At 69.6% G+C, this 13,446-nt stretch carries 13 protein-coding genes; 5 read left to right on the top strand and 8 right to left on the bottom strand.

What is annotated here, in order from left to right; translation table 11 throughout:
- Nucleotides 1-48 precede the first annotated feature (48 nt).
- From K8640_RS21715 to K8640_RS21695, 5 genes are all read right to left on the bottom strand, one after another.
- On the bottom strand, nucleotides 49-1,164 hold the full coding sequence (locus K8640_RS21715; protein WP_223748769.1) for an SPFH domain-containing protein: 1,116 nt from the start codon (nucleotides 1,162-1,164) through the stop codon (nucleotides 49-51).
- The gene (locus tag K8640_RS21710; protein ID WP_223748768.1) at nucleotides 1,164-1,655 is read right to left on the bottom strand and encodes an NfeD family protein; all 492 of its coding nucleotides are present in this window, start codon (nucleotides 1,653-1,655) and stop codon (nucleotides 1,164-1,166) included. The genes K8640_RS21715 and K8640_RS21710 overlap by 1 nt, the downstream gene beginning before the upstream one ends.
- A gap of 121 nt (nucleotides 1,656-1,776) precedes the next feature.
- Nucleotides 1,777-2,442, bottom strand: a complete 666-nt coding sequence (locus tag K8640_RS21705; RefSeq protein WP_223748767.1) for a hypothetical protein — start codon at nucleotides 2,440-2,442, stop codon at nucleotides 1,777-1,779.
- A 237-nt stretch (nucleotides 2,443-2,679) separates the two neighbouring features.
- Nucleotides 2,680-3,129: a GNAT family N-acetyltransferase gene (locus K8640_RS21700; RefSeq protein WP_223748784.1), complete on the bottom strand. Its 450-nt coding sequence runs from the start codon at nucleotides 3,127-3,129 to the stop codon at nucleotides 2,680-2,682.
- Between the two features lie 118 nt (nucleotides 3,130-3,247).
- On the bottom strand, nucleotides 3,248-4,969 hold the full coding sequence (locus tag K8640_RS21695) for a Hint domain-containing protein (RefSeq protein WP_223748766.1): 1,722 nt from the start codon (nucleotides 4,967-4,969) through the stop codon (nucleotides 3,248-3,250).
- A gap of 267 nt (nucleotides 4,970-5,236) precedes the next feature.
- On the opposite strand from K8640_RS21695, the gene K8640_RS21690 reads away from it, so the two are divergent.
- Nucleotides 5,237-6,526 carry a glycosyltransferase gene (locus K8640_RS21690; protein ID WP_223748765.1) on the top strand — a complete coding sequence of 430 codons (1,290 nt, stop codon included), beginning with the start codon at nucleotides 5,237-5,239 and terminating at the stop codon, nucleotides 6,524-6,526.
- Between the two features lie 15 nt (nucleotides 6,527-6,541).
- Here the strand turns inward: K8640_RS21690 and K8640_RS21685 are convergent, their stop codons facing one another.
- Nucleotides 6,542-6,802, bottom strand: coding sequence for a hypothetical protein (locus tag K8640_RS21685; RefSeq protein WP_223748764.1), 261 nt, complete (start codon nucleotides 6,800-6,802; stop codon nucleotides 6,542-6,544).
- A gap of 136 nt (nucleotides 6,803-6,938) precedes the next feature.
- Nucleotides 6,939-7,808 (bottom strand): NADPH-dependent F420 reductase, encoded by an 870-nt coding sequence (locus K8640_RS21680; RefSeq protein ID WP_370640371.1) that lies wholly within the window; start codon nucleotides 7,806-7,808, stop codon nucleotides 6,939-6,941.
- An 832-nt stretch (nucleotides 7,809-8,640) separates the two neighbouring features.
- Between K8640_RS21680 and K8640_RS21675 the strand changes: the two genes are divergently transcribed.
- From K8640_RS21675 to K8640_RS21660, 4 genes are all read left to right on the top strand, one after another.
- Nucleotides 8,641-9,192 carry a sigma-70 family RNA polymerase sigma factor gene (locus tag K8640_RS21675; protein ID WP_223748763.1) on the top strand — a complete coding sequence of 184 codons (552 nt, stop codon included), beginning with the start codon at nucleotides 8,641-8,643 and terminating at the stop codon, nucleotides 9,190-9,192.
- The gene (locus tag K8640_RS21670) at nucleotides 9,189-9,959 is read left to right on the top strand and encodes a hypothetical protein (protein WP_223748762.1); all 771 of its coding nucleotides are present in this window, start codon (nucleotides 9,189-9,191) and stop codon (nucleotides 9,957-9,959) included. Before K8640_RS21675 ends, K8640_RS21670 begins: the two co-directional genes overlap by 4 nt.
- Nucleotides 9,956-11,545, top strand: a complete 1,590-nt coding sequence (locus tag K8640_RS21665; protein WP_223748761.1) for a caspase family protein — start codon at nucleotides 9,956-9,958, stop codon at nucleotides 11,543-11,545. Before K8640_RS21670 ends, K8640_RS21665 begins: the two co-directional genes overlap by 4 nt.
- 229 nt (nucleotides 11,546-11,774) lie before the next feature.
- Nucleotides 11,775-12,695 (top strand): hypothetical protein, encoded by a 921-nt coding sequence (locus K8640_RS21660; protein ID WP_223748760.1) that lies wholly within the window; start codon nucleotides 11,775-11,777, stop codon nucleotides 12,693-12,695.
- Nucleotides 12,696-12,722: 27 nt separating this feature from the next.
- Here the strand turns inward: K8640_RS21660 and K8640_RS21655 are convergent, their stop codons facing one another.
- Entirely contained in the window at nucleotides 12,723-13,316 is a 594-nt protein-coding gene (locus K8640_RS21655) for a hypothetical protein (RefSeq protein ID WP_223748759.1), read from the bottom strand.
- Nucleotides 13,317-13,446 lie beyond the last annotated feature (130 nt).

Genomic DNA, 13,446 nt, shown 5'->3' with positions numbered 1-13,446 from the left:
CGTCCAGGTCCGACGGCGGGCGTGAAGCCTTCCAGACAGCGACGGCGGCTACTCGTCCTGCTCGGTGGGCGGCCGAGGGCGCCGCGGCGGCACGGCGGGGACGCCGGCGAGCGTGGCGGACTCGGAGAGCACGTTGCCCCGGGCAATCGCCTGCGCGCTGAGGGCCGCGGCGGTGGGCACCTGCCGCTGCGCGGGGACCTTCGCCTTGGCGGCCTCCTCGTCCTTGAAGAAGACCTCCTTGAGCGCGGAGACGGCGCCGAGCGTGGCGGTGGCCTCGTAGGGGATGAACATCTTGTTGTCCCCCTTGCTCATCTCCTGGAGGGTCTCCATGTAGCGCAGCGCGAGCACCTCGGGGGTGGCGCGGCCGTTGTGGATGGCCTCGAAGGTGAGGCGCGTGGCCTCCGCCTTGCCCTCGGCCTCCAGCATGGTGGCGCGCTTGTGGCCCTCGGCGCGGGCGATCTCCGCGTCGCGCTCGGCCTCGGCGCGGAGGATTCGGGAGATCTTCTCGCCCTCGGCCTGGAGGATGGCGGCGGCCTTGTCGCCCTCGGCCTTGGTCACCTCGGCGCGGCGCTCGCGCTCGGCGGTCATCTGCTTGGCCATGGCGGACTTGATGGCCTGGGGCGGCTCGATCTCACGCAGCTCCACGCGCGTCACCTTCACGCCCCACTTCTCCGTGGCCTCGTCCAGCACCATGCGCAGGCGCGTGTTCACCGTCTCGCGGCTGGTCAGCGTCTGGTCCAGCGTCAGGCCGCCCATGACGTTGCGCAGGTTCGTCATCGTGAGCTGCTCGATCGCCAGCGCCAGGTTCTCCACCTGGTACAGCGCCTTCGCGGGGTCGACGATCTGGTAGTAGATGACCGAGCCGACCTCCATGTTGACGTTGTCGTGGGTGATGACCTGCACCGTCTCGAAGCCCATGACCTGCTCGCGCAGGTCCACCATGGTGCTGCGCATGTAGCGGTTGCCCGTGCGCATCTCGATGGGGCGGGGGCTGTCGATGAACGGGATGAGGATGTTCAGCCCGCTGGTGGCCACGTCGTGGAACTTGCCCAGCCGCTCCACCACCATGACCTTGGCCTGGGGAACGATGCGCACGCAGGTGTAGAGCAGGAAGCCCAGCGCGCCCACCACGGCGAGTAGAAGTACGACCGTCCCTGCGTCCATCAGCGCTTCTCCTGGTTCTGTTCCCCGGGGGGAACCGATGACAGCGTCGCCGAGGGGCGGCGCACCCAAAGCTTGAGTCCTTCGACCTGCTCCACGGTGACCAGCTCGCCCGCGAGGATGGCGCCCGTCAGCGAGCGGGCCATCCACAGCTCGCCGTTGATGCGCACCGTGCCCCCGTGGGGCGCGTCGATGGCCTCCGTCACCACGGCCTCCTGACCGACCATGGCCTCGATGCCCGTCTTCAAGTGCGAGGCATCCCGCATGAAAACGTTCTTGAACAGGGTGCGCGAGGCGGTGATCAACCCGATGGCCACGGCGCTGAAGAGCCCGAGCTGGACGATGAAGGTCAGCCCCAGGCCCGCGGCGAGCGAGGCGACGAGCGCCCCGGCCGAGAACCACACGAGCCCGAAGCCGGTCAGCTTCAGCTCCAGCACCCCGAAGACGAGGGCGGCGGCGACCCAGAGCTGCCATGCGGAGGGGAACAGGTCCATGAAGGTCTCTTTGTCAGTCGATTCCCCTCCCTGTCAAACGGGGGTCGGCCGGGACGAAAGCGTCCTTCAGGACTGAGAGGGCCAAAGGCGCCGCGTCCCCTCAACGCCGGACCTTTCCAGGCTATTTCACCCGGAACAGCTCCCGCGTCTCGACGATGGGCTGATAGCCGCCGACGGTCCGGGTGAAGAGCAGTCGCTGGGGGACGCCCGTGCTGTCGCAGTCCAGGGCCTCCAGGGCGAGTGTCTCCTTGAAGACGAGCGTGTGCTGGAGGGGTTTGGAGTGGGAGGTGGTCTTCTCGATTCCGACGGTGCGGGGTGGCTCCTGGGGGCGGACGGGGTAGGACTTGGCGGGGCGGCGGGTGACGATGAACTCCACCTTGGCGGGGGAGCGCTCCAGGTCGAGCACGTAGTCGCTGGTGTCCCTGTGGCTGGGGCCCGCGGTGTCCGGGGTCAGGCTGTCGAACTGCACGTGGGTGTCCGCCCAGTAGGCGCCCCGCTCATCGCGGTGGAAGCGCACGGTGAGCGTGTAGTTGTTCTTGAGCAGGGCGTCATTGGCCATGCGGACCAGCGGGTCCTTGAGCTGCGCGTCGGTGAGGGGTGTCTGCCATTCCTTGAACACGCGCCCCTTGTAGGTGCCCAGGTACAGCTCGCGGTTGACGCCACAGGGGGCGGGCTTGCGGGAGGCGTAGCGCGTTTCCGCGCCCTGGCCCGGCGACGGGAACAGCAGGGCGGACGCGAGGATGAACAGGAAGGGAAGGGCGAAGCGGTTGAGGCCGTGCGACGACATGGGTCCTCCTCGTCGGGAGATGACGGGGCGACATGGGCCGATGCCGCCCTCCGGAGCGACTCGCGCCAGGAATGGGGCGAGAGCCGAGCGGACGACGACGGTAGGCACCGCGCACGGGCGTGACAGGGATTCTCAGGAGTCGAGCGTTGCTGCGCGGACAGCCTCGCGGGGTGTGGCGCGCGCGTGTCCGAGGTCGAACGAGGACCTCGGACGAAGGGCTGTCTGGAAACGTCGTGGCTACGGGCTCAGGGTCATGAAGAGCTCGGCGACGCCGTCCACGACCTGCGGGTGGTCCTGGGGCTCCGCGCGGAAGCCACACTTCTTTAGGACGCGGACGGAGCCGACGTTGTGGACGGCGACGCACGCGTGCAGCGGACGTGTCGGCTCCACCGTCAGGAACTCCGAGAGCGCGCGGGTCGCGATGCCCCGGCCCCAGTGCTCCCTGCCAATCCAATAGGCGATGAGCCGCTCGCCGTTCTGCTCCCAGCTGCTGATGTACCCGGCGACCTGTCCGTCGACGACGATGGTGCGGGTGACGTTCTCGGGGCGGAGGACCTTCGTGCGCCAGTGCGTCATGAAGGCCTCGCGCTCCCGGGACGGGAAGGCGGCCATGTGCAGCGCGACCGGGTCGCGTTGGTGCTCGAAGAAGAGGGGGAGGTCTTCGTCCGTGACGTTGCGCAGGTGCATCAAGAGGGTCCAGCCTCCACGAGTCGGGTGTCGCGGCGAGTGTAGCTCGCGGCCCCGCTCGCGATGACTGGAATGCAAGGTGGGGGAGGGCGGCCCGAGCGCGACCGCCCTCACGTCCTCATCGGCCCGAGGGGAGCGTCCCCGCCTTCAGGCTGCTCTGGTAGTCCACCTGCCACCGCGCGGGGAGCCGCGCGAGCAGCTCCGCCGTCAGCGCCGCCCGGTCCTTGAACTCGTAGGCGCGCTGCATGGTGACGTCGCCGACCAGGAAGCCGTTGGCGTACAGCGTGCTGCCCTTGGCCTCGCGCTTCTCCTGGAGCGAGCTCCGGTCGAGCTTCAGGTTGTGCACGGCACCCGCGAACATCTCGCGGTCCGCCTTCACCAGGGTGGAGATGCCCGAGTCGGTGAGGACGCGGTTGCCGACCTTCAGCTCCTCCGCCCACACCACCCCGCGGTCCGGCGTCATCACCGGGTGGGTGCCCGTCAAGAGCAGGTCATGGCCCACGTCGTCGCGGAGGCGGACCATCTCGATGCTCTCGGTGCCCACCGTCGTGTCCGCCACACGCAGCGCCTGGCCCGAGCCGTCCGTCACCACGCGGGCTCCCTGGGCGATGCGCTCGATGGGGGCGCTCTTTCCTCCCGCGAGCTTCACCTGGGTGCCCGCCGCCAGACAGCTGTAGGAGATCTGGATCTTCGGCATGCACACCATGCTCGGCGTGAAGGTGGGCGACGAGGAGAACTGCTTGGTGACCTGCGTGGGCCTCCCCAGGCGGTTCATGGTCACGTCGATGCTCATGAACAGGTCCACGTCCTCGTAGGGCTGGAAGAAGACCCCGGTGAAGACGCCCTGGTTCTGGGGGATGTCCCACTGCACCTGCCGTGGGTCCGAGGGGTTGATGGTCAGCCAGTTGAAGAAGGTACCGAAGGCCATCTCCCGAGGACCACCGCTCTCCTCGACGAGCTTGGCGTACGTGCCCGGCGTGTTGTTGATGCTCGTCACCGGGAAGGGGAAGGTCATCGTCCCCTTCAGCGGAATCTGCACCTGCTGGAAGTTGACCAGCGGGTAGTCACAATCGCCGTTGTTGCGCTGCAGGCAGATGGTGACGATGTTGTCCGGCCTCGCGGCGGGTGCCAGGTCCCTGGGGTGGACGATGTCGCAGCCCGGCGACGGCGAGACAGTGGCCGACTTGTAGAGGACGTACTCCTGGCCGCCGAAGGAGACCAGGCTGGCCGAGTCGACGTAGAGCAGCGGATCCCGGGTCAGCGGGAGCACTCCCGTGGCGCGGGCCCACAGCTTGCGCCCATCGGCATAGACCTCGCCCCACCCATAGTCAGACACCTGGTTCTGCTGGGTCTCGTCCCAGACCACCACGTCCAGGAAGCTGTAGTCCGCGCCTCCCTGCACGGTGGAGAATGCCGTCGCCTCGAAAGTCCTCCCGTCCGGCCCGACGATGACCTTGCCGATCAAGTGGTCCCTGGGGGCCTCCGGGGAGACCTGGGCGCTCACGCCCTGCCTGCGCGCGGCGTGGCGCTCGCGCACCGACTGGAGCATGGCGAAGAACTGGGGATACTTCTCCGGGGTCTTTCCCGCGGCCGCTACCCGGGCGCGGAGGAAGCGGTACTGGGCCTCGTCGGACAGGTCCAGCGCGACGACACCACCGTGCCTCGCGGCCAGTGCTCGCACCTGGGACAGGTCTCCGGGGCGCAGCTCGTTCGAGCCCGGCGCCTCGGTGGGGCTCTGCCCGGAGTCCTGGGGGCTCTCCTTCTGGCATCCAGCCAGGGCGAGGCTCACGGTGAGCAGCAACGACAAGGGAGCAGCATGTCTGCAAAGACGTCGTGACATGGTCTACCTCTGGGGGTGGGACTGCGGTGAGAGCGGCCGTGCCAGTGCACGCGTGTCCGTCCCTGGGGAGGAACGTGGGGCGAATGACAGGGATTGGCAAAGGCATATCAAGAGTTGTTATTCATTGATATCCGTCAGGGTCCCGCAAGGTTCCGAACAAAACAAAGACATCGATTGGAGGCATGGAAGGGCGAGGAGGCCTGGTGGTTTCCCACGAGGCGACATGGGGGTTTCCACGGTGGGACAGCTCGGTGATAAGCGTCCCCCATGTCGAAGATCCTCATGGCGGCCCACCCCACGGCGGGCCACACCAACGCCCTGCGCGCCATGGGCGTGCGGCTGCGCGAGCTGGGGCACGACGTCGCGATGGCGCTCGCCGCGCCGCCGCTCCCTTTCTCGAACCTCTGGCCGGAGCCCCTGCGCGTGGCGACGACGCTGCCCCAGGCCATCCAGCGCGACGGCCTGCGGCTCATCCGGCTCCAGCCCGCACCCGCCATGCTCTGGTACGGCGCCCGTATTCCGCACGCTCGGGGCGTCGACGAGCTGGCCCTGGCGCTGCGTCTGTTCACCGCCGGGATGAAGTCGCAGGCCCGCCACCTCGCCCGGGAAATCGAGGCGTCCGGCATCGACGTGGTGCTCGGCGACTACCTCATGCCCGCGGCACTGCTCGCGGCCCGGCTGACGAGGCGGCCCTACGCGGCGTTCTACCACTCCGCGCTGCCTTTCCCCGTGGAGGGTGCGTCTCCCTTCGGCAGCGGCCTGCCGGACGACGCGCCTCGCGACGAGACCTGGGCGCGCGCGGAGCGGGCCACCCAGGCGCTCGGCGCGTGGTTCGATGCCCGGGTCGCCAGGGATGCGCGCGCGTTGGGCGTGGGCCTGCGCCCTGGCGGTTTGCTCTCCGCGCCCATCTCCGACGACCTCAACCTGCTGGCCACCCTTCCGGAGCTGGAGCCCGGGCTGAAGCCGCTCACGGGGCCCGTGGAGATGACCGGCCCCTGTCTTCCCCGGGCGCGGGACGCGGACCAGGACGACCCCGCGCTGCGCTCCCTCCAGCCCGGACGTCGCCACGTGTACGTGTCGCTGGGGACGGTGTTCAACGGCCAGCCCCGCGTGTTCGACGCCATCCTCGACGGACTGGCGCGACACGACGTCCACACCGTCGTCAGCGCGGGCGCCAGCTTCGGGCGGCTGGAGCGACGCGCGGGCCCGCGCACGCTCGTGTTCCGTCAGGTGCCCCAGGTGCCCCTGCTGCGGCGCGTGGACTTGGTGGTGACACACGGCGGGAACAACACCGTCCAGGAGTCGCTCGCCGCGGGTCGCCCCATGGTGGTGATTCCCTTCGGTGGGGATCAGCTCGCGAATGCGCGCCGCGTGGAGCGGCTCGGCGTGGGGCGCGTGGTGCTTCCCTCGGCGCTGGAGGCCTCCTCCGTCGCGAGCGCGCTCTCCCGGCTCCTGGAGTCCGCCGTCACGACCCGGGCCCGCGCGCTCGCGTCCTCGCTGGAGGGCGTGGACGGAACCGAGCGCGCGGTGCAAGCGGTGCTGCGACTGTCGAAGTGAGCGCGGTGGCGCCGCTCAGTCCTGGACCCAGCGGAACGTCACGCGATCCCCGCCGGTGAGCCGCGCCGAGAGGTTCGAGAGCTCATACACGTCGGTATGGGTTCCGAAGAGGCCCTTCGACTTGCTGAAGAGGAAGCGGGTCGACGGATCCAGCACGATGCTCGACCACTCCGAGTGGGTGTCGCAGCCGGCGGTCGAAGGCGACGGCCAGTTGCACCAGCTGTTGCCGGACTCGTTCCAGACCTTCCACGGCTGGCTGCTGCTGAGGAGGGTCACCTGCTTCCAGCGACTGATCAGCCGCCAGGCGCTCGCGGACCGTGTGCCGGTTGCCGCGAGTGCCTCGGTCCACCATGGATACGCACAGCCCGCAGAAAGCTGGCTGCGGGCGGCGGTGCTTTCTTCCCGACGCGCGTCAGGGCTTTCGCTGGGCCGCCGCGAGGAAGAAGGGCTTCGCCGCGTCATCCGCGGCCTTCCGGTACTCGGGGATGCGGCCGCGGTCGGAGGCGGCGAGGGCGGCCTTCAGCTTCGGGGCGTCGAGGTCCTGGGTGTAGCAGGGCGTGCCCGGCTGCTGGCGCCAGGAGCCCTCGAGGTCTCCGGCGTCGACCGGGTCGAAGCCGAGCTCGTCGATGAGGCGCAGGACCTTCGCCTTGGCCTCGGGGGCGCCGGCGACGGGGAGCGCGACGCGGCCGGGCGTGCCCGGAGGCTGGCTCTTGTCCGCGAGGGATTGGGAGTAGATGTTGTTGAAGGCCTTGACCACCGGCCTGCCGAGCCGCTCGCTGACCCAGACGCTCTCCGTCCTGCCTTGCTCGAGCTCGGGGATGGCGCCGTCCCGGGTCGGGTAGTAGTTGCCGGTATCGATGATGACCACGTCGGCGGGCACGCCCTGGAAGAGGTCCTTGGGCAGGTCCATCACCGCGCGCTGGGGGATGGTGACGACCACGACCTCGCCGCTCTTCGCCGCCTGGGCCGCCGTGACGGCCGTCGCGCCGATCTCCGCCGCGAGCTCCCGAATCGAGTCCGGTCCCCGCGAGTTCGCCAGGGAGACCTGGTGGCCCAGCTTCACCCACTTGCGCGCCAGCGTGGCGCCGATGTGGCCCGCTCCGATGATGCCGATCTTCATGTGTGCCTCCTGGAAGGAGGGGAGCCGGCCATGCGGGCTCCCGACCGATGGGGCACGCCTGATAACCAGCTCCTCCGACGCCTGCCCGGAAGAAATCCATCTTTCGCGAAGTCGGATTGTCCCGCACGGAGTCTGGCGGGAGGCGACTGCCTGCCCCGCCACGACATGACAGGCGGGGCAATCGTGCCGGGCGGACCGATGCCTGTGTTTCAAGGCGCGCCAGCGCCCAGACCAATGGACGTGGAGGCTGCCCGACAGGGGGGAAGGGCGGAGCCGACCTCTGAAAACGATCTCCTGCCCCCTGCGCTGCTGCGCGATCCCTCGAATCAACCAGGAGACGGAGATGCCAGGGAGGCAGGATGCCGTTCCTCATGGGAAGAGGCGTCGCCTTCCCTCCGTCGGTGCCCAGGCCGTGCGTTGCCCACCGGCTTGGGGTTCCGTGAAGGATGTGCTGGGCTCACTCCCGCAGTCCCAGCGCAGTCCCTCGTCACGGAGGATGCATGAAGAAGATCGTGTTGCTGTCGTGCGCGCTGCTGTGGGTCACCGCTTGCGGTGGTCCGGAGGCCCCGGAACCTCTCACCCCCGAGGCCCCCATCCAGGACCTCGTCTCGCAAGGAGATCTTGCCCCGACGTACTGGTACACCTGTCAGCTCCCGTGTCGGGCGGGCTTCTGTCCCACCAGCTCCATCCCATACCCAGACTGCTCCTCGGGTATCCGCTACACGTGCACGCCATGCATTGGGGGGCCTGACCCTCTGTGATGCACGTGACGTGAGTCCTTGTGAGAGGGGGGCGGAGAGTGCCCCCCCAGTCGCGCGTCCCGTTCGCCGAAGCGTGTCGACCGTCTCCCCGTCAAGCTGGGAATGAATGTCCCGGGAAATGTCCCACGGAATGAGGGTCATGCGTCTCGCCTGGCGGGACGTGCCCCCGCTGGCGCCCGTGCCGGGCGAGACTGACGACGGGGGCGGCAATCGGCCCAGGGTGAGGTCCGTGCGTGCGCGAGCCGGCGAACGAGGTCGAGCAGACCGAGGGCTACTACCGTCGCTATGGCGAAGCCGTGCATCGGCGGTGTCTGCGCCTGCTCGGCGATGAGGCGCTGGCCTGGGATTCGACGCAGGAGGTCTTCCTGCGCGTCCACTCCAACCTGAAGCAACTGCGCGCCGCGGGCTCCGCCTTGTCGTGGCTGCTCACCGTGGCGGACCGACAATGCTTCTCCGTGCTGCGCCGCCGGCGCACCGAGGCCACCCATGCGCTGTCTCGACTGGCGCCACTTCCGGAGGCCCGCGCATCGCCGGAGGCCGCGCTGGAGCGGCTTCTGGTGGACGCGGACCTGGTCAGGCGCGTCCTCGCGCACTGTCCGGAGGACGTCCAGCGCATCGTCGCCCATCGCTTCATCGACGAGCTGGAGCAGGAGCAGATCGCCACGCTGCTCGACGTCTCCCGCAAGACGGTGCAGCGCAAGCTGCAGACCTTCTTCGACACCGCGCGGCGACTCCTGGAGGTCGCCCCCCGCACCGAGCCTCGAAAGGGAACGGCCCCCGCATGAACCCCACCTCCATCCCTCGCTTCCCGGGCGTGCCGGACCTCCTGCTGGAGCGCTACCTGTGTGACGAGCTCTCCCGGGAAGAGGCCCGGCGCGTGGAAGAGGCGGCGCGCGTCTCGCCCGAACTCGCGGCGCACCTGCGGGAGCGCCAGGCCGAGAAGGCCGCCTTCGCCCTCGTGCGCCCCTTCGGCCCGGTGCGGGCCCGACTGGAGACCCCGCGTCCGAGCCGCTGGCGCGGGCCCTGGCATTGGAGCCATCCCGTGCTGGTGCTCGGCGTCGTGCTCGCGGCGGTGCTGCCCCGGCTCGTCACCCTCGAGGAGGTGGAGAAGGTTCGCGTGCGCGGCGGGCTCACCGCGCGAGTGCTCGTCAAGCGAGGTGACGCGGTCTTCGAGCAGGGGCCCGGTGTGGTGTTGCGCCCCGGAGACCGGGTCCGGGTGGAGGTGGAGGACGTCAACGGCGGCGCGCTCTATGTCCTGGCGCTGAGCGAGCGCGGCCGCGTCACACCCCTCCAGGGCTTCGAGGCCACCGGCGGCGCGTTGTCCATGGGGCCAGGCCGATGGGTGCTGCCCGGGAGCCTGGAGCTGGATGCCGCCCCCGAACAGGAGGCGCTGGTGGTGGTGCTCGCCTCCGATGCCCCGAGTGCTCCATCGCCCCAGACCGTCCAGCGCTGGCTGGAGCACGCGGCGAGGGAGACGGCCTTCCCCCCGTCACCCTCGCCGCTCCCTGGCACCCGCCACACCGTCCACGTCCTCCCCAAGGAGCTGCCATGAGGACGGTGCTGCGCTTCGGTGTCCTGCTCGCCCTGGTCGTTACCTCCGTCGCGAGCGCGGAGAGCCGGTTCTCCATCAGCGTGGGCCACAACCTGGGCCGGGACACGGACGAGCCTTTGCGCTGGGCCCAGCAGGACGCCGAGCGCATGGACGCCGTCTTCGGCCAGCTCGGCGGAGTCCCCGAGGACCGTCGTCTCCTGCTGCGGGGGGAGTCCGTCTCCAATCTCAAGCTCGGGCTCGCGCGGATGCGAGGCCGCATCGAGGAGGCGCGGCGCGCCGGAGAGCGCACGCTGCTGTTCTTCTTCTACTCGGGCCACGGTGACGAGTCGGCCCTGCGCATGGGCGGCGAGGCGCTCCCGCTCGCGGAGCTGCAACGCCTGCTGTCGGAGGTCCCCGCCACCGTCACCGTCGCGGTGCTGGACGCCTGTCACAGCGGCGCGCTCGTGCGAGGCCGCTCCAAGGGCCTCAAGTCCGCGCCCGCGTTCGACATCTCCTTCCTCCGCCAGGTGGGACCGCAGGGGCGCGTGTTCATCGCATCCGCGGGGGCTCACGAGGTGGCGCAGGAGTCGGACAGCCTCCGGGGTTCGTTCTTCACGCACCACCTGATTTCAGGCCTGAGGGGCGCGGCGGACGTGGACGCCGATGGCCGCGTCTCGCTCACGGAGGCCTATGGCCACGTCTACCACCGCACCCTGGCGGGCTCGCACGCCTCCACGGCGGCGGTGCAGCACCCGGAGCTGTCCAGCCAGCTCGCGGGAGAAGGGGACCTGTTCCTCACCACGCTCTCGCGGGCCCACGCGCAGCTCGAGCTGCCACCACGGGTGGGAGACAGCGTCGTGCTCGTGGACGAGCGCACGTTGCAGGTCATGGCGGAGGTGGAGCCCCGAGGTGAAGAGCCGGTGCGCGTCGCGCTGCCAGCGGGTCGCTATCGGGTCCAGGTGCGGCGAGGCCCCCAGGTGCTCTACGGCAAGGTGTACCTGCCCTGGGGCGACAAGCAGCGCCTGGAGCCCGCGTCGCTGGAGGTCCGCACGCTGGCCCTGCACCAGCGCAAGGGCGCGCTCCTGGAGTCCAGCAACTGGCGGCTCCAGGCGGCGGTGGGCGCGGGCCGCTCGTCGACGCAGCTGGGAGGGTGGGGGCCTCAGGTGGGAGTGCTGCTCGCGAGGGAGAGCTCCGGTGGGCTTGGGTTGTCCTTCCTCGGAGGACTCAGCCTGGGGGGCACCCGGGGCGCAACGAACGCGCAGCGATTCGAGCAGGTGGAGCTGGGGCTGTGGAGTGGCCTGGGCCTCGCGGGCTCGGTGGGGCGAGTCTGGATGGGAGCCCACGCGGGCCTCGGTGTGCTGGGCCTGGCTCAGCGCGCGACGAGCCCGGATGCGGAGCGCCGCCGCGAGCTGGGCCTCCCCACGCGACGGACACGCACGGGCGCGGGCGCGGCCACCTTCGCCGCGCTCTCCGCGGAGGTCCCGGTGAGCGCGCGCACGGGCCTCTTCGCCCGGCTGGGCGGCCATGTCGCGCTGATGCGCGAGGACGAGAAGCTCAGGACGCAATTCGCGCCACAGTTGATGCTGGGTTGCACCTGGGGGCTGTGAGCGTGGGTGGCATGTCCCACGTGAGTCCGTCCACGCGTCTCCTTGCTCGCATCGACTGGATGGCGCGAGCGCTTCGAGAAGAGGGCGCGCGGGTTCGCCGGCTGATGCCTGTCACGTGACCTGGGATTGCGCCCGGGTCCGAGAGGAAGGCCATATGACGACGATGCGGGAGCGCGGTTTCTGGAAGTGGAGCCTGCTTGCACTGGCATTGACGGGATGCGGTGGTGTCATGGGAGACGAGGCGGAGGACGAAGCCCTGCTGACGCTGGAGGGCACGCTGCGCGCCTCTTCCACCTTCGACCTGGGGAACTCCGACCGCATTCGCGCGTCGCTCCTCTGGGATGTCTGGCCCAAGGTCGTCGTGGACTGCATGGTCCAGCGGACGTACCCGGAGGGCCTCGCCCGGTGCCAGCGATTGGCCCCGAAGACGTCGTACCACCACCCCGACGCGGACGTCAGGGTCAACGGCCACTTCCCCAACACCTTCAGCATGTCCCTCAATCGCCTGCCGGATCCCGCGGCACTGATTGGAGAGGAGGGCTCCAAGCTGGGCATGGCCTACGTGATGGCCTACGTGGACGGCAACGGCAACGGCACCCTGGACCGGGTGTCGAACGAGGCCACTTCCAGCCCTGACATCGTCGTCGGGTTCCAGTCGGGCTTCAGCGCGGACTCGACGGAGCAGTCCTTCATCCTGTACCGCGAGGGCGCGCTCCACCCGCTCTACCGCTTCGACTTCCCGGACTGCCCGGAGATCCCCCAGGGGTACTCCGTGGTGACGCTGCACTACACGGAAGAAGGGACGGAGTGCACCGTGAAGACGCGCAGGGTGGACCTGGACATGGATCTGGAGGCGAACCAGGCCTTCCAGCAGCTCGCCTGCGAGGAGCCCAACGCTCGAGTCCTCCTGGACACGGTGCGAGCCTCCACCGTGGGGCCTCCGCCCGTGGGGAGCACCCAGCGGTGCGGCACGTTCATCCACTCCATCTCGCGCAATGACCAGGTGCTGTACGTGAATCCCCACCCCGAGCGCTTCTGCTCCGTGGCGAACACGGAGGTGTACATGCTGAAGGACTACTGGGATGGCACCTGGGATGACCGGGCCTCGCCGCCGTCCTGGTGGCCCTGCCCGGTGGTGACCACGCCCTGAGGTGACGACCGCGGGGGCCCGCGCCCGTCACTGCCGCGGATAGGAGTCCTTCGCGGCTTCCCGGCGGGCGCGCTCCGCGGCCTCGCTCTCCTCTCGCCGACGGTCCGCTGCCGCGCGCTCTTCGATGGCGCGCGTCAGCGCCTCCGGCGTCTTCTCTCGGAGGAGCGGGGCGAGCTGCTCGAGCGCGCGCTGGAGGTCGGGGAAGGGAACCCGGTTCTTGTCGACCAGGATCTTCCACGGCTCGGAGACCGAGGTCCGCTCCAGGTCGAAGGTGACGTGCTGCACCTGCCGCTCGGTGGGGACGTCGATGCGGGCCCCTGTGAACCGGTCCTGCTCGCAAGCGCTGACCCAGACGGACTCGTGCGAGCCCGACTTCATCCGCCGTCCTCGAACGCCGTACTGGACCTTGCAGAGCTTCAGGGAGCCCAGCTGCGCCTGGATGCCGGCCATCTCCTGGAGCGCGCCGACGTCGATCTCCTCACTGTCTCCGGCCGAGCCACCTGACCCGCCCAGCATGACCCCGGCTCCCAGGGCGCCCGCCATGACCATCACTGCGGCGCCGGCGAAGAGGACCACCTTGTTGTTGGACCTGGGCGCGGGGGACGGGCGGGATGGGCTCATGGAGGAAGCACCTTAAGTGGGGGCTCTCGGGGAGAGAAATCGAAAGATGTCTCCCCGCATCGGGTGCGGCGCGGGCTGATGACTCGACGTGGATGGTGGCAACCCCTGCGGGGGGGATGAAGAACGACTG

The sequence above is a fragment of the Myxococcus sp. XM-1-1-1 genome (assembly GCF_020037095.1).
In the GTDB taxonomy this organism is placed as follows: Bacteria; Myxococcota; Myxococcia; order Myxococcales; family Myxococcaceae; genus Myxococcus; species Myxococcus fulvus.
Note: the sequence above shows the minus strand (reverse complement) of the source record. Positions and strands in the feature narration are given on the sequence as shown.